This is a genomic window from Amnibacterium sp., from assembly GCF_036559085.1.
Taxonomy (GTDB): Bacteria; Actinomycetota; Actinomycetes; order Actinomycetales; family Microbacteriaceae; genus Amnibacterium.
Genome location: NZ_DATBTU010000019.1, coordinates 62,350 through 84,061, shown reverse-complemented (window position 1 = coordinate 84,061; position 21,712 = coordinate 62,350). Strand labels below are relative to the sequence as shown.

The 21,712-nt window shown below is 74.0% G+C and carries 25 protein-coding genes; 10 read left to right on the top strand and 15 right to left on the bottom strand.

Annotated features, from left to right (window positions below):
• Entirely contained in the window at positions 1–1,008 is a 1,008-nt protein-coding gene (locus VIG76_RS03450) for a 1-phosphofructokinase family hexose kinase (RefSeq protein ID WP_331951075.1), read from the bottom strand.
• A gap of 44 nt (positions 1,009–1,052) precedes the next feature.
• A complete protein-coding gene (locus VIG76_RS03445) occupies positions 1,053–1,742 on the bottom strand; it encodes a YoaK family protein (protein ID WP_331951073.1) in 690 nt (229 codons plus the stop codon).
• 100 nt (positions 1,743–1,842) lie between these two features.
• On the opposite strand from VIG76_RS03445, the gene VIG76_RS03440 reads away from it, so the two are divergent.
• The 5 genes from VIG76_RS03440 (at position 1,843) to VIG76_RS03420 (ending at position 7,440) form a co-directional block, all read left to right on the top strand.
• Positions 1,843–2,925, top strand: a complete 1,083-nt coding sequence (locus VIG76_RS03440) for an acetamidase/formamidase family protein (RefSeq protein ID WP_331951071.1) — start codon at positions 1,843–1,845, stop codon at positions 2,923–2,925.
• Positions 2,918–4,099, top strand: a complete 1,182-nt coding sequence (locus tag VIG76_RS03435; RefSeq protein ID WP_331951069.1) for an amidase family protein — start codon at positions 2,918–2,920, stop codon at positions 4,097–4,099. The genes VIG76_RS03440 and VIG76_RS03435 overlap by 8 nt, the downstream gene beginning before the upstream one ends.
• A gap of 91 nt (positions 4,100–4,190) precedes the next feature.
• A complete protein-coding gene (locus VIG76_RS03430; protein WP_414640602.1) occupies positions 4,191–5,381 on the top strand; it encodes a pyridoxal-phosphate-dependent aminotransferase family protein in 1,191 nt (396 codons plus the stop codon).
• A complete protein-coding gene (locus VIG76_RS03425; RefSeq protein WP_331951065.1) occupies positions 5,378–6,604 on the top strand; it encodes an allantoate amidohydrolase in 1,227 nt (408 codons plus the stop codon). The genes VIG76_RS03430 and VIG76_RS03425 overlap by 4 nt, the downstream gene beginning before the upstream one ends.
• Positions 6,601–7,440: a MurR/RpiR family transcriptional regulator gene (locus tag VIG76_RS03420; protein ID WP_331951063.1), complete on the top strand. Its 840-nt coding sequence runs from the start codon at positions 6,601–6,603 to the stop codon at positions 7,438–7,440. The genes VIG76_RS03425 and VIG76_RS03420 overlap by 4 nt, the downstream gene beginning before the upstream one ends.
• Here the strand turns inward: VIG76_RS03420 and VIG76_RS03415 are convergent.
• Entirely contained in the window at positions 7,395–7,979 is a 585-nt protein-coding gene (locus VIG76_RS03415; protein ID WP_331951062.1) for a nucleotidyltransferase family protein, read from the bottom strand. The genes VIG76_RS03420 and VIG76_RS03415 overlap by 46 nt on opposite strands.
• Before the next feature lie 37 nt (positions 7,980–8,016).
• Here VIG76_RS03415 and VIG76_RS03410 point away from each other — a divergent pair, with 37 nt between their 5' ends.
• Positions 8,017–8,493: a 2-oxo-4-hydroxy-4-carboxy-5-ureidoimidazoline decarboxylase gene (locus VIG76_RS03410; protein WP_331951061.1), complete on the top strand. Its 477-nt coding sequence runs from the start codon at positions 8,017–8,019 to the stop codon at positions 8,491–8,493.
• Positions 8,490–8,822 carry a hydroxyisourate hydrolase gene (uraH, locus tag VIG76_RS03405; protein ID WP_331951060.1) on the top strand — a complete coding sequence of 111 codons (333 nt, stop codon included), beginning with the start codon at positions 8,490–8,492 and terminating at the stop codon, positions 8,820–8,822. Before VIG76_RS03410 ends, uraH begins: the two co-directional genes overlap by 4 nt.
• On the opposite strand, the gene VIG76_RS03400 is transcribed toward uraH, so the two are convergent.
• From VIG76_RS03400 to allB, 5 genes are read right to left on the bottom strand one after another with little or no spacing between them, the layout of a single operon-like run.
• Positions 8,785–9,576 carry an HAD family hydrolase gene (locus VIG76_RS03400; protein ID WP_331951058.1) on the bottom strand — a complete coding sequence of 264 codons (792 nt, stop codon included), beginning with the start codon at positions 9,574–9,576 and terminating at the stop codon, positions 8,785–8,787. The two genes, uraH and VIG76_RS03400, sit on opposite strands and share 38 nt — an antisense overlap.
• A 34-nt stretch (positions 9,577–9,610) precedes the next feature.
• Complete coding sequence (locus VIG76_RS03395; protein ID WP_331951056.1) at positions 9,611–10,084, bottom strand: nucleoside deaminase; 474 nt, start codon at positions 10,082–10,084, stop codon at positions 9,611–9,613.
• A complete protein-coding gene (gene pucL, locus VIG76_RS03390; RefSeq protein ID WP_331951054.1) occupies positions 10,081–10,980 on the bottom strand; it encodes a factor-independent urate hydroxylase in 900 nt (299 codons plus the stop codon). Before pucL ends, VIG76_RS03395 begins: the two co-directional genes overlap by 4 nt.
• 25 nt (positions 10,981–11,005) lie before the next feature.
• Positions 11,006–11,578, bottom strand: coding sequence for a GNAT family N-acetyltransferase (locus VIG76_RS03385; RefSeq protein ID WP_331951052.1), 573 nt, complete (start codon positions 11,576–11,578; stop codon positions 11,006–11,008).
• Positions 11,571–12,893 (bottom strand): allantoinase AllB, encoded by a 1,323-nt coding sequence (gene allB / locus VIG76_RS03380; RefSeq protein WP_331951050.1) that lies wholly within the window; start codon positions 12,891–12,893, stop codon positions 11,571–11,573. Before allB ends, VIG76_RS03385 begins: the two co-directional genes overlap by 8 nt.
• Positions 12,894–13,014: 121 nt before the next feature.
• Between allB and VIG76_RS03375 the strand changes: the two genes are divergently transcribed.
• The 3 genes from VIG76_RS03375 to VIG76_RS03365 all read left to right on the top strand — a co-directional run bounded on the left by VIG76_RS03375 (position 13,015) and on the right by VIG76_RS03365 (position 14,748).
• A complete protein-coding gene (locus VIG76_RS03375) occupies positions 13,015–13,788 on the top strand; it encodes a dienelactone hydrolase family protein (protein ID WP_331951048.1) in 774 nt (257 codons plus the stop codon).
• Between the two features lie 159 nt (positions 13,789–13,947).
• The gene (locus VIG76_RS03370) at positions 13,948–14,421 is read left to right on the top strand and encodes a MarR family winged helix-turn-helix transcriptional regulator (protein WP_331951046.1); all 474 of its coding nucleotides are present in this window, start codon (positions 13,948–13,950) and stop codon (positions 14,419–14,421) included.
• 108 nt (positions 14,422–14,529) lie between these two features.
• On the top strand, positions 14,530–14,748 hold the full coding sequence (locus tag VIG76_RS03365; protein WP_331951044.1) for a hypothetical protein: 219 nt from the start codon (positions 14,530–14,532) through the stop codon (positions 14,746–14,748).
• 3 nt (positions 14,749–14,751) lie between these two features.
• Here VIG76_RS03365 and VIG76_RS03360 read toward each other — a convergent pair whose 3' ends face one another.
• From VIG76_RS03360 to VIG76_RS03330, 7 genes are all read right to left on the bottom strand, one after another.
• Positions 14,752–15,324, bottom strand: a complete 573-nt coding sequence (locus VIG76_RS03360; RefSeq protein ID WP_331951042.1) for a pyridoxamine 5'-phosphate oxidase family protein — start codon at positions 15,322–15,324, stop codon at positions 14,752–14,754.
• On the bottom strand, positions 15,321–16,103 hold the full coding sequence (locus VIG76_RS03355) for a creatininase family protein (RefSeq protein ID WP_331951040.1): 783 nt from the start codon (positions 16,101–16,103) through the stop codon (positions 15,321–15,323). Before VIG76_RS03355 ends, VIG76_RS03360 begins: the two co-directional genes overlap by 4 nt.
• Positions 16,100–17,443: an FAD-binding oxidoreductase gene (locus VIG76_RS03350; RefSeq protein ID WP_331951038.1), complete on the bottom strand. Its 1,344-nt coding sequence runs from the start codon at positions 17,441–17,443 to the stop codon at positions 16,100–16,102. Before VIG76_RS03350 ends, VIG76_RS03355 begins: the two co-directional genes overlap by 4 nt.
• A gap of 83 nt (positions 17,444–17,526) precedes the next feature.
• Positions 17,527–18,711 (bottom strand): ABC transporter substrate-binding protein, encoded by a 1,185-nt coding sequence (locus VIG76_RS03345; protein ID WP_331951036.1) that lies wholly within the window; start codon positions 18,709–18,711, stop codon positions 17,527–17,529.
• Positions 18,712–18,778: 67 nt separating this feature from the next.
• A complete protein-coding gene (locus VIG76_RS03340) occupies positions 18,779–19,630 on the bottom strand; it encodes an ABC transporter permease (RefSeq protein ID WP_331951034.1) in 852 nt (283 codons plus the stop codon).
• Positions 19,630–20,406, bottom strand: coding sequence for an ABC transporter ATP-binding protein (locus VIG76_RS03335; RefSeq protein WP_331951032.1), 777 nt, complete (start codon positions 20,404–20,406; stop codon positions 19,630–19,632). Before VIG76_RS03335 ends, VIG76_RS03340 begins: the two co-directional genes overlap by 1 nt.
• Positions 20,403–21,662, bottom strand: a complete 1,260-nt coding sequence (locus VIG76_RS03330) for an amidohydrolase family protein (protein ID WP_331951030.1) — start codon at positions 21,660–21,662, stop codon at positions 20,403–20,405. The genes VIG76_RS03335 and VIG76_RS03330 overlap by 4 nt, the downstream gene beginning before the upstream one ends.
• Positions 21,663–21,712: the final 50 nt, after the last annotated feature.

Sequence of the window (21,712 nt, the reverse complement as noted above, 5' to 3'; positions counted from 1 at the left end):
CTACCCGACGACGAGGTGCGTGGTCTCCAGCAGCTCGCGCTTGGCGTCCGGGATCTCGACGATCGGTGTCGGCGCATCCGCGATGCTCGTGATCAGCGTCGTCGGCAGCGACACCGCCAGCGCGCCCCAGGAGACCGCGGTGGCGAGGGCGTGCTGGAGGTCGAGCCTCGGCAGCGCCCCGCTCGGCCGTGGTTCGTCGGCGATCGAGTCCGCGAGGAAGCCGGCGAGCGTCGCGTCGCCGGCGCCCGTCGTGTTCACGAGCTGCGGTGCGACCGCTGCGCCCCAGTAGGCCTCCTCGGCGGTGATCGCGAGCGCCCCGTCCGCGCCCAGCGAGACCAGCGCGACCTCGACGCCGAGGGCGTTCAGCTCCCGGCCCGCCTCGAGGGCGTCGCCGACGGTGTGCAGGTTGCGGCCGACGAGGTTCGCGAGCTCGTCCGCGTTCGGCTTGATCAGGTTCACGAGCCCGCTGCGGGTCAGCCGCTCCAGGGGCACGCCGCTGGTGTCGAGCGCCACGCGGACACCTGCCTCGCGGGTCCGCTCGAACAGCTGCGTCATGTCGAGGTACTCGCCCGTGTCGCTGTCGAACGGATGCGTGCCGGAGACGACCATCCAGTCGGCATCCGTCTCGACGAGCTGCTCGATCGTGAGGTCCACGACCCGCTGCCAGTCGGCGGTCGAGATCGGGATCGCGCTCTGGTTCACGTTCGTGGTCCGGCCTCCGTCCTCGACGATGGCCGTGTTCACGCGGATGCGGCCCAGCACCGGCACGATCCGGAGGATGTGCGGGTACGGCGTCCGGAACAGCAGGTGCTCGTCGTCCCGCCCGATCGGCAGCACCCCGGCGACGGGGACCCGGGCCACGTGCAGCGTGCGGGCCACGTTCAGGCCCTTGCCGCTCATGTACTCGTGGACCTCGTAGGACCGGTTCACCTTGCCGTGCGCGAGCGAACGGACGAGGTAGGTGCGGTCCAGCACGGGTGCCGGGGTGAGGGTGACGACGCCGCTCACGCATTCCTTTCCGGCCGCCGGGCGGCCGGCGGGCTCCTGGAATGCTACTGATCGGGCGCGATGCGCGTCCGACGGTGGCCGAGGTGCCCGAGCACCGCGACCACGACGAGGATGAGCGCCGCGAGGCCGAGCCCCAGCCAGAAGAAGCGCAGCAGCAGCACCGCGCCCACCAGCGCGCCCAGCGCGAGCAGGGTCACCGCGGACAGCCGGCGCCCCCACTGCTGCCCGGTGCGGCGGCCGAGCCAGGAGTCGAAGGCGAGGGCGGCGAGCGTCGAGGTGATGACCACCGTCGTCACGTCCGTCACCGCGATGTGCCGCGCGGTTCCCGCCTGCATCCCCATCGCGGTGCCGAGCAGTGCCGTGACCGGCAGCGCGATCTCGGCGGGGTAGGGGCTCGAGCCGGCGATCACCGTCGGGACGACCGCGACGACGAGCAGCACGGCGACGGCGGTGAGCAGCGAGGTGTCCCGGCCGCCCCATCCGGTCGGCACGCCGCGGAGCGCGCGGCCGGCGATCATCGCGCCGAGCACGAAGCCGGCGAGCGCGATCAGCGGTCCGACGACCGGCAGGTTCCCGGAGCCGGTCAGCCCCATCGCGAGGATGACGACGTTGCCGGTCATGTTGCCCGTGAAGACCCGGTCGAGCCCGAGGTAGCCGACGGCGTCGACGATCCCGGTCGAGAAGCTGAGGGCCAGCATCAGCCCGACATGGAGGCGGTCGGTGGTGCGCGGCATCGGCGCGTCCCTTCTGTCAGGCCTCCCATCCAAGCGCCTCGTCTCTCCGCCGGGCGACAGGGGCGGCGGGCGATACCGTGGCGGCAGCGAGGGGAGTGCGGTGCGATTCGACTTCGGGGACTGGACGGCGCTGCAACCCGGATCGGACGCGAGCGTCTACCTGCCCGCGACACCGGAGACCGTGCTCTGGGGCCGGCTGCCGTGCGCCGCCGACGCCGCGGTGCTCGAGGTCGACCCCGGCACGGTCGTCACGATCGACACCGTGTCGCACGAGGGCGTGCTGCCGGAGCAGGGCCAGGACCCGATCGCGTTCTTCGCGAGGCACGGCGTGCCGCCGGAGCTCGTGCTCGACGACGCGATCGCGGTCGCCGGCCGGATGCGCCACGACGCGGCCGACGGGCCGCATGTCGTGACCGGCCCGATCGCTGTGCGCGGCGCCCGGCCGGGCGACCTGCTGCGGATCGACGTCGTCGCCCTCGAGCCGCGGGTGCCCTACGGCGTGATCTCGAACCGGCACGGCCGCGGCGCCCTCCCGGGGGAGTACCCCGCGGGCGCCGAGCCGGTGAGCGTGTTCGCCGCCGTCGAGGAGACCGCGGACGGCCTCGTCGGCCTGCTGCCGCGATCCGCCGACTCGGATGCGGTGGCCCGCTTCCCGCTCGCGCCGTTCCTCGGGCTCATGGGCGTGGCTGTCGCCGGGGACGAGCGCGCCCACTCGGTGCCGCCCGGCCTGCACGGCGGCAACCTCGACATCCGGCTGCTCGTGCCCGGCACCACGCTCTTCCTGCCCGTGCAGGTGGACGACGCGCTCGCGTACGTCGGCGACCCGCATTTCGCGCAGGGCGACGGCGAGGTGGCGCTCACGGCGATGGAGGCGCCGCTGCGCGCCGTGCTGCGCTTCGACGTGCTGGCCGCGGAGGAGGCGCTCGACGAGTTCGGGCCCGTGCGGGGGCCGCTCGTCGTCACGCCCGACTTCCTCGTGCCCACCGGGCTCAGCGAGGACCTCGACGAGGCGGTGCAGCACTGCGTCCGCGCCGCCATCGAGCTGCTGCATGCCCGGTTCGGCATGGACCGGCCGAACGCGCTCGCCTACCTCAGCGCCGCGACGGACTTCGACATCTCGCAGGTCGTGGACCTCGTGAAGGGCGTGCACGCCCGCATCCGCCTTGCCGACTTCGATGCCTGAGCCCGTGGATCCGTCGATCTGGCGGGAGACGGGCGAGCCGTTGATCGCGGGGCGCCCCGGCGGACCGCTCACCGGGCTCCGCGTCGCGGTCAAGGACCTGTTCGCCCTCGCCGGCCACCCGATCGGTGCCGGCGTGCCGGCGTACCTGGAGGCGGCCCGGCCGGAGCCACGGACCGCGACCGCCGTGACCGCGCTGCTCGACGCCGGCGCCGATGTGGCCGGCATCGCGCGCACCGACGAGTTCGCGTACAGCATCGCGGGCGCCAACCCGCACTACGGCACCCCGCCGAACGCCGCGGCGCCGGGCACCCTGCCCGGCGGCTCCTCGAACGGCCCCGCCTCCGCGGTGGGGCTCCGTCAGGCGGACATCGGCCTCGGCACCGACACCGGCGGATCGATCCGGGTGCCCGCCTCGTACCAGGGGCTCTGGGGCCTGCGCACGACCCATGGGCGCGTGCCGCGCGACGGGCTGCTGCCGCTCGCGCCGAGCTTCGACACGGTCGGCTGGCTCACCCGCGACGCGGCCACCCTGCAGGCGGCGTGGACGGCGACCCGGCCGGTGGTCGACGGCGAGGACCGGCCGGCGGCCCTGGCCCTCGCCGTCGATCCCGCGGCGCTCGCCGCGCTCGATGCGTCCGTGCAGGCAGCGACGGCCGACCTCGTCGACCGGCTCGCCGCCGTCGGCCGCCCCGTCGAGCAGGTCGACGTCGGCGACCTCGAGGCGCTCGCCGCGGCCTTCCGCGTCGTGCAGGCCTTCGAGGCGTGGCAGGCGCACGGACCCTGGCTGGCCGCGCATCCGGGCGCGGTGTCCGGCGCCGTCGCGGAACGCTTCCGCGCCGCCGCGGCCGTCGAGAAGGCCGAGGCGGCCGCGGCACGGGAGGTGCTCGCGGCGGCCCGCGAGCGGCTGCGCGCCCTGCTCGGTGCCTGCACGCTGCTGCTGCCCTCCTCGGCGACGCCCGCGCCGTCCATCGCCGCGCCGGCCGGCGAGATCGACCGGGTGCGGATGGCGACGCTGCGCCTCACCGTGGTCGCGGGCGCCGCCGGCGCGCCGGCCGCCGCCGGACCGCTGCTGACGGTCGATGGCGCCCCGCTCGGGCTGTCGTTCGTTGCGGCGCCGGGCGCGGATGCGGCGGTGCTCGCACTCGCCACCGAGCTCGCGCAGCTCCTCGCTTGAAACCGATGAACCGGTAGGCTCTCGGCTGAAACGAACGTTCCAGGAGGTCGTCGTGTCCGCGCACCAGATCGATCCGCCACCGCGCCTCCTCATGGGGCCGGGCCCGGTCAACGGGGATCCGCGGGTGCTGCGCGCGATGTCCGCCGCGCTGCTCGGCCAGTACGACCCCGCGATGACGGCCCTGATGACCGAGACGCAGGGCCTCTACCGCGACGTGTTCGCGACGGGGAACGACGCGACGCTGCTCGTCGACGGCACCTCGCGCGCCGGCATCGAGGCCGCGCTGATCTCGCTGATCGTGCCCGGCGACCGCGTTCTCGTGGCGCGCTTCGGGCGCTTCGGGCACCTGCTCGTCGAGATCGCCGAGCGCTGCGGCGCGGAGGTCTCCGTCGTCGATGCGCCGTGGGGCGAGATCGTCCCCGTCGAGCGGATCGCCGAGGCCGTCCAGCAGGTGCGGCCGAAGCTCGTCGCCGTCGTGCACGGCGACACCTCCACGACGATCGCGCAGCCGCTCGAGGAGCTCGGGGCGATCTGCCGCGACGCCGGCGCCCTGCTCTACGTCGACGCGACCGCCACGCTCGGCGGCAACCCCGTCGAGACGGACGACTGGGGCATCGACGTCGTCACCGCCGGGCTGCAGAAGTGCCTGGGCGGTCCCTCGGGCAGCGCGCCGATCACGCTCTCGCCGCGCGCGGTCGCGGTGATCGACTCGCGGCGCAGCGTCGAGGCGGGCATCCGCGGACCGGAGGACCCGGAGGCCGCGCCGGCGGACCGCATCCGCTCGAACTACTTCGACCTCGGCATGATCCTCGACTACTGGGGCCCGAAGCGGTTGAACCATCACACCGAGGCGACCTCGATGCTCTACGGCGCCCGGGAGTGCGCCCGGGTGCTGCTGCAGGAGGGGCTCGACGCCGCGGTGGCGCGGCACCGGCTGCACGGGCGCGCGATGCTCGCCGGCGTGCAGGGTCTCGGCCTCACCCCGTTCGGCGACCTCGAGCACCGGATGACGAACATCGTGGCCGTCGAGATCCCCGAGGGCGTCGTCGGCGACGCGGTGCGCTCGGCGATGCTCGAGGACTACGGCATCGAGATCGGCACCTCGTTCGGGCCGCTGCACGGGCGGGTGTGGCGGATCGGGACGATGGGCGTGAACGCGCGCCGCGACGCGGTGCTCGTGACGCTCGCCGCGCTCGAGCAGGCCCTGCGCCGTGCGGGCGTCGCCGTGCCCACGGGCGGCGGCACGGAGGCGGCCCTCGACGTCTACGCGGGCGAGCCGTGACGGGTGCCGATCGCGCCCTCGCCCGGGCGGACGAGCTCGGCCGGATCTCGGCGCGACCCGACGCGCTCGAACGGGTGCATCTCTCGCCGCAGCACGCCGCGGCGGACGCCCTCGTCGCGCTGTGGATGGAGGAGGCCGGGCTGAGCACGCGCCTCGACGCGGCGGGCAACCGCATCGGCCGCCGCGAGGGGTCGGTGCCCGGGCCGCCCGCGCTCGTGCTCGGCAGCCATCTCGACACCGTGCCCGACGCCGGGCGGTACGACGGGATGCTCGGGGTGCTGCTCGCGATCGAGGTCGCCGACCGGCTCCGGGACCATCCGCTGCCGTTCGCGTTCGAGGTCGTCGGCTTCACCGACGAGGAGGGCACGCGGTTCGGCAACGCGCTGTTCGGATCGCGGGCCTTCGCCGGCGCGGTCACGCCCGAGTGGCTCGCCGTGCGGGACCGGGCGGGGATCTCGATGGGGGAGGCGCTCACCGCCTTCGGGCTCGACCCGGCCCGGATCGGGGAGGCCGCCCGGCGCCCCGAGGACCTCGTCGGCTACCTCGAGGTGCACATCGAGCAGGGCCCCGAGCTGCTCGACGCCGGGCTGCCGCTCGGCGTCGTCTCGTCGATCGCGTCCGCCCGCCGCTTCGCGCTCGAGGTGACGGGCCGCGCCGCGCACGCCGGCGGCACCCCGTACGCCCGCCGCCGCGACGCCCTCGTCGGTGCCGCGGAGCTCGTGGTGGCGATCGAGGCGATCGCCGAGGAGACGGGCACGATCGCGACGGTGGGCCGCATCCGCGCGTTCCCGGGGGGCGTGAACGTCGTGCCGGGGCTCGCGCGCCTGTCGCTCGACCTCCGGGCGGAGCACGACGCCGAGCGGGACGCGGCCTTCGCGCGCATCGAGGCCGAGGCGGAGCGGATCTGCGCGGCACGAGGCCTCGGCTGGCGTGCGGAGGAGCTCTACCGGGCCGACGCCGTCGTCTGCGACCCGGTGCTGTCCCGGGCGATCGCCGCGGGCATCCGCGCGACCACCGGCGCGGAGCCGCCGCGCCTGTTCAGCCGCGCCGGCCACGACGCGATGGCGGTCGCGGCCGTCGCCCCCATCGGCATGCTGTTCGTGCGCTGCGGGAACGACGGCGTCAGCCACTCGCCTGATGAGACCGTCGACGCCGGCGACGTCGCCGTGGCTCTCGACGCGTTCGAGTCGGCGGTGCTGGCGGTCGCGGCGGGCCGGCCGTGACACCGACGCTGCCCGAGCTGATCGACGCGGCCTATCCCGGGCTCGCGCCCCAGGAGCGCCGGGTCGCCGACCTGCTCCGCACGCGGCCGGAGCTCGGGCTGCTCGCGACATCGAGCGAGCTGGCGCGCACCTCCGGGGTGTCGAAGGCCACGGTGTCGCGGCTGCTGCGCCGGCTCGGGTTCGAGGACGCGCGGGCCGCGCGTGCCGCCCTGCGGGAGCAGCGGGCAGCGGGCGTGCCGGTCCGCGACCCCGCGCTGGGCGATCCCGTGAGTGCGCACCTCGAGCAGGATGTGGCGAACCTGCGGACGGCGCTCGCCGGCATCGAGGCGGCCGGGCTGCGCGTTGCGGCGCGGGCCGTCGCCGACGCGCGCCAGGTGCTCGTGCTCGGCCACCGGTCCGGGCGCCCGTTCGCGGCCCTGCTCGCGTCGGCGCTGCAGCAGGTCCGCCCGGGCGTGCACCTGGTGCCCGAGGCGGGGCAGACGCTCGCCGAGCACCTCGTGGACCTCGGCGAGCGTGACGTGGTCGTCGTGGTCGACCTGCGGCGCCGTTCGACGGCGGCCGCGCAGGCCCTCGCCGCCGTCGCCGCATCGCCCGCCGCGGTGCTGCTGCTCGCGGATCCCTCCGTCCCGCACGACGGCGCCGTCCGGTGGCGGTTCGACCTGCCCGTCGGCAGCCCGTCCGCCTTCGACTCGTATGCGGCCGTCGCCTCCGTGGTCAGCCTGCTCGCGGGCGCGGTGCTCGAGCGGCTCGGCGATGCGGGTGCCGACCGGGTCGCGGCGATCGACCGGCGCTACCGCGAGCTCGGCGAGCTGGTGCCGTCCCGCCGCTCGTCCTGATCGGCGCCGGAGAAGAGGTCGCCGCACTCGACCTGCTCGACGCCCGCCGCCGCGAGGTGGTCGCGCCCACCCCGGTCGCCGGCGAGGCTCGCGACGAGCCCGGGCAGGTGCCGGGCGCCGATCAGCACGGGATGGCCGGGACGCCCGCCGTACGCCGCCCTGCGGAGCGAGTCCGGGCCCGGGCCGGCGCCGATCACCCGCAGCGCGGCCTCGACCGGCAGCTCCGGCAGGTCGACGAGCGTGACGAGCACCGCGGATGCGGTCGACGCGGCTACCAGTCCGGCGGCGAGCGAGGCACCCATGCCCTCGGCCCAGCGCTCGGCCACGACGACGTCCGCGCTCGACGGCACGAGCGCCCGCGCCGCGTCGGCCTCCGCGCCCAGCGCGACCAGCACCCGGGCGCAGCCGGCCGCCTCGAGCATCCGGACCGCGAGCGCGACCCACGGGACGCCCTCCGGCGTGCGGGCGAGGGCCTTCGGGCCGCCGAACCGGCGCCCCGCCCCGGCCGCCAGCACGAGCCCGCACATCCCGTCGGTCATGGCCGGCAGCCTAGGTGGCGCCCCTAGGGTTGGCGGGGTGATCGATACCGGAACCGCGGACGCCCGCGAGCGGCTCGAGGCCGTGCTCGGTGTGCGGCGGCTCGTCGACGAGGCGGTCGCCGGCGGCCCCTACGACTCGGTCGAGGCGCTCGCCGCGACGGTCGACGCCGCGGCCGCGCGGCTCAGCGACGCCGAGCTCGACGAGGCGGCGGGCGCGCATCCACGGATCGGTGAGACGCCGGCGCCCGGATCCCTGTCGGCCGGCGAGCAGGCGGGTCTCGGCCGGGCCGAGGAGGGCCTCGACGCCGCGATCGCTCGCGGGAACGCCGTGTACGAGGGCCGCTTCGGGCGGATCTTCCTTCTCCGTGCCGCGGGCCGCTCGCAGCAGGACGTGCTCGACGAGCTGCAGCGGCGGCTGAAGAACGACCCGGTCGAGGAGGCAGAGGAGGCGAAGCAGCAGCTGCGCGAGATCATCGCCATGCGGCTGCGCCAGGTCTTCGGAGGCCGGGAATGAGCCAGGTCACCACCCACGTGCTCGACGCGGCCTTCGGCACGCCCGCGGTCGGGGTGGCCGTGGAGCTCGACCGCAAGGGCCGCGACGGCTGGTCCGAGGTCGCGAGCGGCGCGACCGACGGAGACGGCCGGATCGGCGCCCTGGGACCCGACCGCCTCGAGGGCGGGGTGTACCGGCTCGTGTTCGCGACCGGCGACTACTTCCAGGCCACGCACCGGCCCGCGTTCTACCCGGAGGTGCAGGTGTCGTTCCTCGTGACCGGCGCCGACCACTACCACGTGCCGCTGCTGCTCAGCCCGTTCGCGTACTCGACCTACCGGGGGTCCTGACCGCCGCGATCCGCTCCGCGAGGCCGGCGAGATCGGCGACCTCGAGGTCCGGCGCGGGCGCCGTGTCGGGACGGATCCGCTGCCGCCGGTTCACCCAGACGGTGCCGAGTCCGACGCGGGATCCGACCTCGATGTCGACCCAGAGGTTGTCGCCGACGAACCACGACCGGGCCGGGTCGGCGCCGAGCTCGAGCAGCGCGTGCTCGGCGATGCCCGGTGTCGGCTTCGCCACACCGACCTCGCTCGAGACGACCACCAGGTCGGTCGTGCCGTCGAGCCCGGCGTCCGCGATCTTCGCGCGCTGCAGGCTGCCGGCGCCGTTCGTGACGATCGCGGTCGCCCAGCCGGCGGCGCGGAGGTCGGCCAGCGCGGCCGGCACCTCCGGGTAGGCCCGGTGCGCCGCCTGCACCGACTCCGGGTGGATGGACTCCGCGGCGTCCACGAGGGCCGGATCGTCGAAGCCGCATCGCGTGAGGGCGCCGGCCCAGGCCCGGCGCTCGATGCCGGCGGCCGCCCCGTGGCCGAGCATCCACTCGTCCTCGACCTCCGGCCAGAGCTCCTGCCACACGGCGGTGTGGGCGGCGACGAAGCGGTCCGGATCGAGCCCGGGTGCCAGGCGGGCGAGCCGCTCCCCGGTCGTGCGGAGCGCCGCGGGCAGTCCGCTGCCATCGAGCAGGGTGCCGTCGAGGTCGAGCAGCACGGCGACTCGGGACGCCGCGGTGGTGCCTCGGGGCTCGGTGGCGTCGCGCTGCACGCCGCGATTCTGGCGCATCCGCCGGACGGCCCGCTCAGTAGTCCGTGCGGCCGCCGTTCGCCAGCCAGGCGTCGAAGGGCTCGGACGCGTTGCCCGGCCGCATCCCCTCGACGACGACGTGCCACTGCTCGCGCGGCGTCTCGAACAGCTCGTAGAAGACGCGGTCGTCGAACCCGCCGCGCGCGGCGTCGTGCCGGTCGGCCGCGTAGACGACCCGGGCGACGCGCGCCCAGAGCGCCGCCGAGAGGCACAGCGGGCACGGCTCGCACGACGTGTAGAGCACGGCGCCGGGCAGCGAGAAGTCGCCGAGCCCGCGGCAGGCGGCGCGGATGGCCTGCACCTCGGCGTGCGCCGTCGGGTCGCTGTCGCGCGTGACCCGGTTCTGGCCCTCCGCGAGCAGCTCGCCGTCGCGCACGATCACCGCGCCGAAGGGGCCGCCGCCGTCCGCCACGTTCGCGAGCGCCAGCTCGACCGTCCGGGCGATCCAGCGGTCGTCGTCGGCGCTCATGCGAGGCCCGTGAACGGCAGCCACGCGTCGCCCGCCGGGGGAGCGTCATCGCGGATCGCGCTCGCGTGGATGAGGCCGTACGGCCGGTCGTCGGCATGGAAGACCTCGTTCGGGTTCGCCTCGCCGAAGGGGGCGAGATCGACGACGAAGTGGTGCTTGTTGGGGGCCGCGAGCCGGATCTCCGCGATCTCCGGGTGCGCCTCGAGCGCCGCCTTCCCCATGTGCCAGAGCGTCTGCTGCAGCGCGAGTGATTCGAGGTTCGCGAAGCGCTCGACGAGCACCGCCTGCACGGAGGCGTGCAGCGCGTTCCAGTCGGTGTCCGCCGCCGGGTCGGAGAGTCGCCAGCGGACCGTCAGCGACGTGGCCATGATGCGGTCGTCGGTCGGCTGCAGGGTGGTGAGGTCGTCGACGAGGAAGTCGCGGAAGGCGGATCCGGTCGACTTCAGGATCACGAGGTCCTTGAAGCCCTGCACGACGTGCACCCCGTCGGCGGCGACCGTGACCGCCGCCGTGCGCACCTCGGGACCGGTCCGGAGGAAGGTGTGGCGGTGCGGTGCGCCGCCGACGTCGGCCCGCGTCCAGCCGAGCCGCTCGACCTCCACGCGGGCGCCGGTCACCGGCTCGACGTCGTCGACGAAGTGCCGGGCGAGGGACAGGGCCCACGACTCGATCGGGTCGGGCACGAACCGCTTCGCCCAGACGTAGGCGGTGTTCTTCTGCGTGTCCGTCGGCAGCACGTTGTGCTGATCACCCTCGAGGTGCGCGGCGTCGAAGTGGCCGCGCAGGGCGGTCGACACGTTGAGGTCCACCAGCTCGTGGCGCTCGCCCGTCCGCACGACCCGCACGAGCCGCGTCTCCGCCTTGCCGTACTGGTGGGGCCCGAGCACGATCGCCATGCCGCAACCATCGCAGACGCGCGTTTCAGCGGTGTGAAGCCCGCCACTCCCGCTCGAGGACGGCGTAGTTGAGGGTGTCCGACCAGACCCCCTTCACCCGCTCGTTCTCGAGCAGCAGCGCCTCGCGCCGCATCCCGATGCGGTCGGCGACACGGGCCGACGCCGTGTTCGCGGGATCCATCCGAGCGACCACCCGATGGGCGCCGACCTCGCCGAAGGCGAACGCGAGCAGCGCCGCGGCCGCCTCGGTCGCGTAGCCGTGGCCCCGGTGCTCGGGCGCGAACACCCAGCCGAGCTCGAGGCACTCCTGCTCGAGGTCGCGGACGAAGACGATCAGGTCGCCGAGGAGCGGACCGCCGTCGGGGAGCGCGACGCCGAAGGAGAGCGATCCGTCGGTGCCCTCGAGCGCGGTGCGGGCCGCTCGCGTGGTGAGGTAGCGCGCCACCTCGTCGGCGGTCTGCGGCCGGAACGGCAGGTACCGGCAGGTCTCCGGATCCGACCGATACCACAGCATGGCGTCCCGGTCGCCCGGTGTCAGGCGGCGGAGCTCGAGTCGCGCGGTGCGGATCGGCAGCCGCGGGGTGGTCGACTCACGCACGACGCAGCAGCCGTCCTGCCGGTGAGCCGTCGGGATCGACGCGGCGGCCGGCGAGCCACGCCCCGCGGACGGTGCCGGACAGCTCGTGCCCGACGTACGCGCTCACCGGGTTCTTGAACCGCAGCTCCGGCTCCGCGACGCGGTACCGCTGATCGGGGGCGAGCACGGCGAGGTCGGCATCCGCTCCGGGCGCGATCCGTCCCTTGGTGGTGAGGCCGACGAGGTCGGCGGGCGCGCTGGTGAACCACGGCAGCACCGTCTCGAGGGGGATGCCCCGCGCGCGGGCCGCCGTCCAGACCGCGGCGAGGCCGAACTGCAGCCCGGCGACGCCGCCCCAGGCGACGTCGAAGTCGCCGTCGCCCGCGAACTTGCGGTCGACCGTGGAGGGGGAGTGATCGGACACGACGAGGTCGATCGTGCCGTCCTGCAGCGCCGCCCAGAGCGCGTCCTGGTTCGCGACGTCCCGGATCGGCGGGCAGCACTTGTACTCCGTCGCCCCGTCGGGGATGGAGGCCTCGTCGAACACGAGGTAGTGGGGGCAGGTCTCCACCGTGATCGGCAGGCCCTCCGCCTTCGCCGCGGCGAGCATCGGCAGCGCTGCGGCGGACGAGAGGTGCAGGATGTGCGCCCGCGCGCCGGTGCGGCGCACCCCGTCGATCACGGCGCCGATCGCCGCGGTCTCGGCCTCCGGCGGCCGGCTGCGGACGAAGCGGCGGTAGTCGCGGCCACCGCCGTGCGGTGCCGCGTCGAGCACCTGCGGGTCCTCCGCGTGCACGATCAGCAGGCCGCCGAACCCGGCGATCTCGATCAGCGCCGCGAGCAGCTGCGCCCGGTCGAGGTGCGCGAACTCGTCGACGCCCGACGGCGCGAGGAACGCCTTGAAGCCGAAGACGCCCTCGTCCCAGAGCGCTTCGAGCCGGCCGAGCGACGCCGGCACCGCGCCTCCCCAGAAGCCCGTGTCGACCGCGACGGCCCCCTCGGCCGCGTGGCGCTTCACCTCGAGCGCCGCCGGATCCACCGTCGGCGGGATCGAGTTCAGCGGCATGTCGACGATCGTCGTGACGCCGCCGGCGAGCGCCGCTCGCGTGGCGCTCGCGAAGCCCTCCCACTCGGTGCGGCCCGGCTCGTTCACATGGACGTGCGTGTCCACGAGGCCCGGCAGCAGCACCTCGTCGTCGCCGAGCTCCACGTCGGCGACGGCCGGATCATCCGCGCCGCGGACCTCACGGATCCGGCCGCCGTCCACGACCACCGTCGCCGGTCCGAGCGCGCCGCCGACGAACGCCCGCTGCGCGCGGATCACGAGGTCGGTCATGCCCCTCCTCGGCTTGCGGAACGGCGCCACATTACCGAGCGGCGTCGACGTGCCAGGAGTGCTCCGAGCCGCCGCGCCCGCATGCAGCGGGCTCATAAGGACGCCACCGCAGGATGGCGCCATGCCGACCTATGCGCCCGTCCTCGACGCCGTCCTCTCCCGCGAGCCCGAGCCCGACGGGGGTGTGCGGTCCGGCGACGTGGACTACACGGTCGACGGCACCGCCTGCCGCGGCTACCTCGCCGTCCCCGCCGACGTGCAGGGTGCGGTGCCCGGTGTGCTGGTGGTGCACGACTGGCTCGGCGTGACGGACACCGTGCGGATGCGCTGCGACATGCTGGCCCGCCTCGGCTACGCGGCGTTCGCGGCCGACATCTACGGCGCCGACGTGCGCCCGTCCGAGGCGGAGGCGCCCACGGTCGCCGGGGCCTACTACGGCAACCCGGAGCTCTGGCGGCAGCGGGTCGTCGGCGCCTTCGACCGGATGCGCGAGGAGGCGGTCGTCGACGGCTCCCGCACGGCGGCCATCGGCTACTGCTTCGGCGGCTCGACCGCGCTGCTGCTCGCGAGGACCGGGGCGGACCTCCGGGCGGTCGTCAGCTTCCACGGCGGCCTGCAGGCCGGTCCGGAGGGCGAGGCGGAGCGCATCCGCGCCAGCCTGCTCATCCTGACCGGCGCGGCCGACCCGGTCGTGCCCGACGAGGCGGTGCTCGCGGTGCAGAACGAGTTCCGCCGGGTGCCGGGCCTCGACTGGCAGGTCGTCACCTACGCCGGGGCGATGCACGCGTTCGCGGTGCCCGGCGTCGACGCCCCGGACCACGGCGCGCAGTTCCAGGCGACCGCCGAGCGCCGCAGCTGGACCGCGATGAAGGACTTCTTCGCCGAGGTCCTCTGACCCCCCGGCTCCGGGGTGCATGCATCCGGACCCGAAGGGGCGGTCGGAGCCGGAATCCGCATGCGAAGCGACCGGATGCCTGCAATCGGGACGCGAGGACGAGGCCTCATACCACCTCTTGGGTGACAGGTCAACTACTCGGATGGTAACCTGGTGGACATGTCAGATCCGTCCGGCCTCCACCCTGCCGACTGGGCCGTCTGGCGTGCCTTCAGCACCACCGGACGGTCGATCGACCGTGCCCTCGAGCAGCGACTGCAGCATGACGCTGGCATCTCGACGGCGGACTTCGACGTCCTCCGCAGCCTCGCCGAGGCGGACGGGCACCGCCTCCGTGCGGGAGCCCTCGCCGAGTCGATCGACTGGGAGAAGAGCCGCATCTCGCACCAGGTACGTCGGATGGCCGAGCGCGGGCTCGTGGAGCGGGCCGACTGCCCGACCGACGCCCGTGGCACCTGGGTGGTCCTCGCCGAGCGCGGCGCCGACGCGTTCGCTGCCGCGTCCTGCGGCTACGTCGAGGTGCTCCAGCGCGCCTTCTTCGACCGCCTCGACGCCGACCAGAAGCAGGCGCTCGCGTCGATGGCCGACCGCGTCGCCGACGCCCTCGACCGCGTCGCCGTCGCGCCGCGCTGACGTCCGGTCCCGCGCCGGCACCGCGCCCCCGCCGTCCCGGCGTTCTCGCAGACTCCACCGCCAGGGTGACGGATGTGGCAGGGTGACCCCTGTAGGGAAGGACTACTGATGAACCCCATCAAGGCACTGGTCGACGCGGGCTTCAAGAGCGAATACGCCTACTGGGGTGGATTCATCTCCATCGGCCTCAGCTTCGCCGCATGGGCCGCCTCCCAGGCCCGCGACTCGAACGACAAGGCGCAGTCCGACCGCTGGGGCATCTTCGTCGGCCACTGGGCGCCGACGTTCTTCGCCCTCGGCGTCGCGCTGAAGCTCGAGGAGTCCTAGCCGTCAGCCGGGCAGGTGGTGGGTGCTCCATCCGCCGCCCGGCTCCTCGCGGTACTCCACGCGGTGGCTCGGACCCTCGGCGTCCGACCGCCAGAAGGTGAGCCGCTCGGGTCGCACCAGGTAGCCCGTCCACGACTCCGGCGGAGCCGAGAAGTCGTGGCCCGCCGCCGCCGCCCACCGTGCCCTGCGCTGCTCCTGGCCGGCCTGGGCGAGCTCGTCGTCGTTCAGCCACGCCAGCTGCCGGAGGTACGGCGAGCGCTTCGCGTAGCCGCCGGCGATCCGGTCCGCGTCGAGCGGCTCGGCCCGTCCGCGGACGACGAGCTGGCGCGTGAAGCCCGGCCACAGCACCAGGACCGCCACGCCGGGCCGCGCCGCGAGCTGATCCGCCTTCCGTGACCGCGCGTCGGTGTGGAAGACGAATCCGCGCTCGTCCCACTCGCTGAGCAGCACCGTGCGGAGATCGGGACGCCCGTCCTCATCCACGGTCGCCACCTGGATCTGCGGCCGGTCCGGCTCGTCGTTCGGGGGCAGCCAGGCTGCGACCTCGGCCAGCACCTCGCCGCTCAGGTCGCTCACGCCGGGAGCAGGGGGTAGCGGTCCACCTCGCCGAGCGCTTCGACGACGAATCCGACCCCCTCCTCGAACAGGTGCGCGCCGGCCTCGGCGCTCGCGCCCGTGGGGTCGCCGATCACGCCGCTCGGCCCGAAGTCGCTCGACAGCCAGCCGAACGTGACCGGGCGGCCGTTGAAGCCGAGATGCCGGAAGTCCTCGAGCGTCTCTGGCACGTTCCGGGCGTACTCCGCCGGATGCACGAGGTCGGGCGCGAGGTGCAGCACCAGCGACGTCTCGGCCCAGCCGGCGTGGATGCCGAAGCCGTGCTCGTCCGGCTGGCCGTCCGCGCCGCCGCCCGCCCGCTGGATGCCGGCCGGCATCGTGAACGGTTGCAGCCCGTAGCGGCGGCGCAGCTCACGGTTGACGACCTGCAGCAGCGCGATGTTCCCGCCGTGCCCGTTGACGAACACGATCTTCTTCGCCGGCGTCGCGGCGATGGAGCGGCCGAGGTCGCGCAGCACGTCGAGCAGCGTGTCCGCCGACAGCCACAGCGTGCCGGGCGCCCAGGCGTGCTCGTCCGACTTCGTCATGGACAGCGTCGGCAGCTGCCACACGTCGAGGCCCTGCTCGGCGGCGCGGGTGACCGCGGCGGTCGTGACGGCCTCGGCCACGAGTGCGTCGGTGCGCAGCGGCAGGTGCGGCCCGTGGTGCTCGATCGCCCCGACGGGCTGGACGATGATGCTGCGCTCGGTGAGCGTCGTCGCGACGCGGCTGCCGGGCAGGTCGGCGAGCAGGCGGCTCATCGGATCGCGCCCTTGCGCGGGCCGTCGTAGTCGGGGTTCAGCTTGCCGGGGTTCAGCAGGCCGTTCGGGTCGGTGCGTCGGGCGAGCTCGACGGTGCGCTCCACCTCGAAGTCGACGTTCCACTGGTGCGGGTTGTGCACGCCCACGCCGAGCGCGTTCAGCGCGGCGATCCCGGCGTAGACCTGCTCCGCGGACTCGTACCGCCCGGCGAGCATGCCGATCGGGACCCCGTGGCCGGCCTCGATGTGCAGCATCCCGTCGGGGTAGACGGCCTCGACGTCCGCCAGCCGCTCGAAGAGCGCCTCGCCCGACACCTCGACGTGGAAGGTGGGCCGGTCGGTGGCCTTCTGGAACCACTCGATCGGGTGGTTGTAGCTGAGCATGCTGATCCGCATGCTCGCCTGCGGCCCCTCGCGGACGACCTCGACGCGGCCGCCGGTCTCCTCGATGATCCGGGTCGCCTCCGCGAGCATGTCGGCGGACAGGATGGAGCGGAGGCTCGTCCGCCCGACCGGGACCGCCTCGTCGGGCGGCAGCGCGGCCGAGATCTCGGGGTGGTCGGCGCTCACGAGCCGCGGCGGCGGCTGCATCCGCCCGATCTCCCGGACGGCGGGCAGCGCGGACTCGAGGTCGGGGAAGCTCGCGTAGAGGCCCCGCCAGTCGCGCAGCGGCTCGAGGCGGACGGTGGCGCGGGCGATGATGCCGGCGGTGCCGTAGTTGTGCACGTAGGCCTGCGCCGCCTCGCCCTCGACGTGCACGAGGTCGGGGGTGCCGTCGGCGTGCACGACGTCGAGGGCGACCACGAAGCCGCGGTCGTTCGAGCCGTGCTCGATGGTGCCGGTGCCACCCGAGCCGCCGGAGAGGAACCCGCCGATGGTCGACTGCGCCGTCGACGGATACATCCAGAGCGCCTGCCCGGCGTTCCAGGCCGCCTGCTCGAGCACGACCATCTGCGCGCCCGCCTCCGCGGTGATCACGCCGTCGCCGACCTCGACGACCGCGCGGGCGCGGGTGACGTCGAGGACGAGGCCGCCGGACATCGGGATGGCCTGGCCGTAGTTGCCGGTGCCCTTGCCGCGGGGCGTGATCGGCACGCCGCGCCGCACGGCCGCCGCGACGACCTGGCCGATCTGCTCGGCGGAGGTGGGGAACGCGACCACGTCGGCGAGGCCGAGGGGCAGCTGCTCGACGATGATCGGCGACATGCGGGAGCCGTCGGCGGAGGCGCGCATCCGCACCCGCTCCTCGAGGCTGACGTTTTTCTCGCCGAGGAGCTCGCGCAGCTCGGCGGCGAGGTCGGTGACGGCGTCGGGCGAGGTGGTCGTGACGGACAGCGACATGGTGCTCCTTCAGTGCGAACGCGGACTTGCCGCTTCCCGCCCTCGGACCGTTCGGATGAGGGCGGGAAGTGGCAAGCGGGCGGTCAGAACGTGACCGACTTGCTCAGGTACGCGTTGGTGTACAGGTCGGCCGGCGTGATGCCCGACTTCGGGGCGATGCCGCCCTTGGTGAAGATCGGGGTGTCGATGTCGATGACCTTCTGCACGCGGGTCGGGTCCATCTCGCCGATGTAGCCGTCGGTCCCGTTGCTCACGAGCTTCAGGTCCTTGATCTGCTTCGCGGCGAAGTCCGCGACGCCCTGGTCGTAGACCCAGCCGTTGTTGTACTGCGTGACGAGGCTGACGATCAGCGCGTTGGCCGTCGCCGGGTTCTTCACGTAGTCGACGTCGGCCTGCTGCATCACGGGGATGAGCTTCTTCAGGCACGGCGCGAGGGACTGCTCATCCGCGGTGCGGACGCTCATCGCCTCGGGGTAGATCGGGTAGCCGGTGTCGTAGACGAGCTGGAACTTGACCGGCTTCTTCCAGGCGCCGACCTCGTTCTGGTAGACGTACGGCTCTGCCGTCGCGAAGCCCTGCTGCCCGTCCTTGCCCTGCGCGGTGACGAACTTCGCGGGGCTGCCGTCGTAGCTGCCGTCGAGGACGCTCGCCGGCAGGATGCCCGCGCCCTCGAGGTAGCTCATGTACGCGGCGCCCTTGAAGTAGCGGATGACCCCGCCGTCCTTCGACAGCGCGGCACCGAGGCTCTTGATGTCGGTGACCGACGGGTACTTCGCCGGGTCCCACATGATCATCTGGGGGGAGATGTTCGTCTCGGCGAACACCGCCTTGGTCGGCAGCTTGGCCGAGTTCTGCAAGGCCTCGTCGGTCGACACGTAGCCGAGCGTGATGCTCTTGTCGGTGTACATCTGCTGCGTCACCGACTGGTAGCCGATCGCGGGGCCGCCGGAGCGGATCTGGATCTTCACGCCGGTGGGCTTGCCCCCGACGACGAGGTCGCCGGTCACGGTCTTCTTCGCGGCGTCGACGGTGGGGTTCGGCCCGACCATCTCGTAGAGGTGGCCGTGGTCGGCCTCCGGGTTCCAGTCGGTCTGCACGACGACGGTCGCCGGGCAGACGCCCGACAGGTTCACCGCGCCGGCGGACGACCCGGTGGCCCCCGTCGAGCTGCCGGCGGTCGAACCGCCGCTGCTCGCGCAGCCGGCCAGGGCGACCGCGGCGGCGACGGCGATGCCGGCCGCTGCGCTTCGCGTGGAGAGGGATCGCATGTTGCTCCTTGATCGAGGTGCGGGGAGGAGAGCCGGGTCGTCGCGAGGGTGCTGTGGATGCGGCGACTCAGCCGAGGTCGAACCACTTGCCGACGGCGAGCCGGCTGAGCAGTCCGAAGAGCAGGAAGACGGCGACGCCGAAGGCCGAGGCGACGAGCAGCGACGCCCACGTCTCCGGCGCCTGGATGCGCGAGCTGAACACGGAGATCGCCGACCCGAGCCCGGGGGAGCCCTGGCCCATCAGCTGGTCCCCGATGACCGCGCCGATCACCGAGAGACCGGCGGCGGTGCGCAGCCCGAGCATGAACGAGGGCATCGCCGCCGGGAACTGCAGCTTCGTCAGCAGCGTCCACCGCGACGCCCGCTGCAGCTGGAACAGCTCCCGCTGCGCCCGGTCGGCGGACAGCAGGCCGAACAGCGTGTTCGCGATGATCGGGAACAGCGAGATGATCACCGTCACCACGACCTTGCCGGCGAAGTTGTATCCGACGATCGCGCCGATCAGCGGCGTGATCGCGAGGATCGGCACGCACTGCAGGACGACCGCGTAGGGGAAGAAGGAGCGCTCGATCCAGCGCGCCTGCGCCATCAGCACGGCGATGGTGACGCCGATGACCACCGCGATGGCGAGGCCCGTGATCGCGACGAGCACGGAGTTCAGCAGCGCGGGCCAGATCGTCGCGGCCGCCGTCGGTTCGGCCACGAGCGCGATCAGCACCTCGTGCGGCGCCGGCCAGAGGAACGACCGGCCCTGGAGGGCGAAGATCCCGGCGATCAGGTACCAGACCGCGATGATCGCGACGAACGCGAGGGCGGGCTGCCACCAGATGACCTTCGCGGAGCTGCGGCGGACCGTGACCTGCCCAGGGACCGGGGACCGCCCCTGCGTGGTCGTCCGCGGTGCGGTGTCGATGGCCATCAGCGGTGCCCCTCTCGAAGCGCGTGGGAGACCTCGCCGACCAGCTCGCCGAACTCCGCGCTGTAGCGGATGTCGGGGTCCCGCGGCATCGGGAACGGCACGTCGAAGGTCTTGACGATGTGGCCCGGGCGGCCCGACATGACCACGACCCGCGTCGACAGGTAGACCGCCTCGGAGACCGAGTGGGTGATGAAGAGGCCGGCGAACTGCTGCTCGACGAACAGCCGCAGCAGCTCGTCGTTGAGGCGCTCGCGGGTGATCTCGTCGAGCGCGCCGAACGGCTCGTCGAAGAGGAACAGCTCCGGATCGAGCGTGAGGGAGCGCGCGAGGGAGGTGCGCATCCGCATGCCGCCGGAGAGCTGCTTCGGCAGGCTCGACTCGAACCCGGTCAGCCCGACCAGCTCGATGGCCGCGGCCGCCTTCCCCTGCCGCTCCTGACTGGACTGCCCGTTCAGCTCGGCGAGCAGCTCGACGTTGCGCTGCACGGTGCGCCAGGGCAGCAGCGTCGCGTCCTGGAAGACGTACCCGATCCGATCGGTGCTCACCGACGCGGTGCCGGCGGTCGCGGTCTCGAGCCCCGACGCGATCCGCAGCAGGGTGCTCTTGCCGCAGCCGGACGGGCCGACGACGGTGACGAACTCGCCACGCCGGACGGTGAGGTCGACGTCCTCGAGCGCGACGGTGCCGGTGTCGAAGCGCATCGTCACGCCGCTGAAGTCGAGGAGGTCGGGGGAGGGCGTGCCGGTGCTGGCCGGCGCGTGCGCGGTGAGGGTCATGCGGCTCCCGTTTCGGTGGCGGTGAGGACGGCTTCGCGGGCCGGGACGGCCACGCGCTGCTCGAGCACGGATGCGGCGACGAGACGGCCCGCGTGGAGCACGTAGCGGTCGGCGGAGGCGAAGGCGATCGCCTCGGTGGCCGAGTCCGCCCGTACGGCCAGCAGGTCGGCGACCGCGCCGACACGGGGACCGGCCGGCGGCAGGCCCAGCACGTCGCGGGCGCCGTCGCCGACGAGGTGCAGCGCCTCCGCGGGCGTGAGGTGCGCGGCGGTGACGAGCAGCATCGCGGTCTCCAGCGGATCGCAGCGGCCGAGCGGGTTGAACGGGTCGCGCACGTTGTCGGCCCCCGCCGCGACCCGCACGCCGGCGTCGATGAGCGCGCGCAGCGCCGTGATGCCGCGGGGGGTGGCGACCGGGGAGTCCCAGCCCTGCAGGTACAGGTTCGTGATCGGCAGGCCGATGATGCCGATGTCCGCGTCGCGGATCGCCTCGACGAGCACGGCGAGCTCGTCCTCGCGCAGCATCCCGAGCCGCACGCAGTGCCCGGCGCTGCGTGGCAGCGACCAGGAGCGGGCCCGCTCGGCGAAGCGGCCGAGGGTGATCGGGCCGTCGAGGGACTCGTCGGCATGCAGGTCGGCGCCCACGCCGACGCGCTCGGCGAGGTCGAGCAGGCGGTCGGTCGCGGCGATGGGGTCGGGCCAGAGGTGCGGCGCTCCGCCGACGAGGTCGGCGCCGAGGGCGAAGGCCTCCTCATGCACCTCGTCGACGGTGTCGTCGGCGGGCAGGGTGACGAGCTGCAGGTCGAGCAGCCCGGCGAACTCGGCCCGCACCCGCTGGAGGGCCCGGAACCCGGCGAGCGGATCGGGGCCGGGGGAGAAGTTCACGTGGCTGCGCACGGCGGTGATGCCGTTCGCGAGCATCCGGCCGAGGGTGCGCCGCGCGCGGTCGGCGATGTCGTGCTCGTCCGAGGTGATCGCGTAGGTGTGGAACGCGGCGATCGCGCTCGGCAGGTCGCCGAGCGGCGGCGCGATGACGTCGAAGGTGAGCGCCTTGTCGAGGTGCGCGTGGGGCTCGGCGCCGGCGGTGAGCAGCACGAACCCGTCCAGGTCGAGCGCCTCGCCGGGCTCGCCGTCGAGCGCGCCCGCCGGCTCGATCGCCGCGACGACCGGCCCGTCGAGCCGCACGTCGACCGGGGTCCCGTCCGCCAGCCGAGCGCCGCGCAGCGCATCGATGCGGAGCGGGAGCGCGGGGATCATGCCTTGGAGCACCTCCGATAGGGCGTCGACAGGGCCATGCAGGTCTGCAG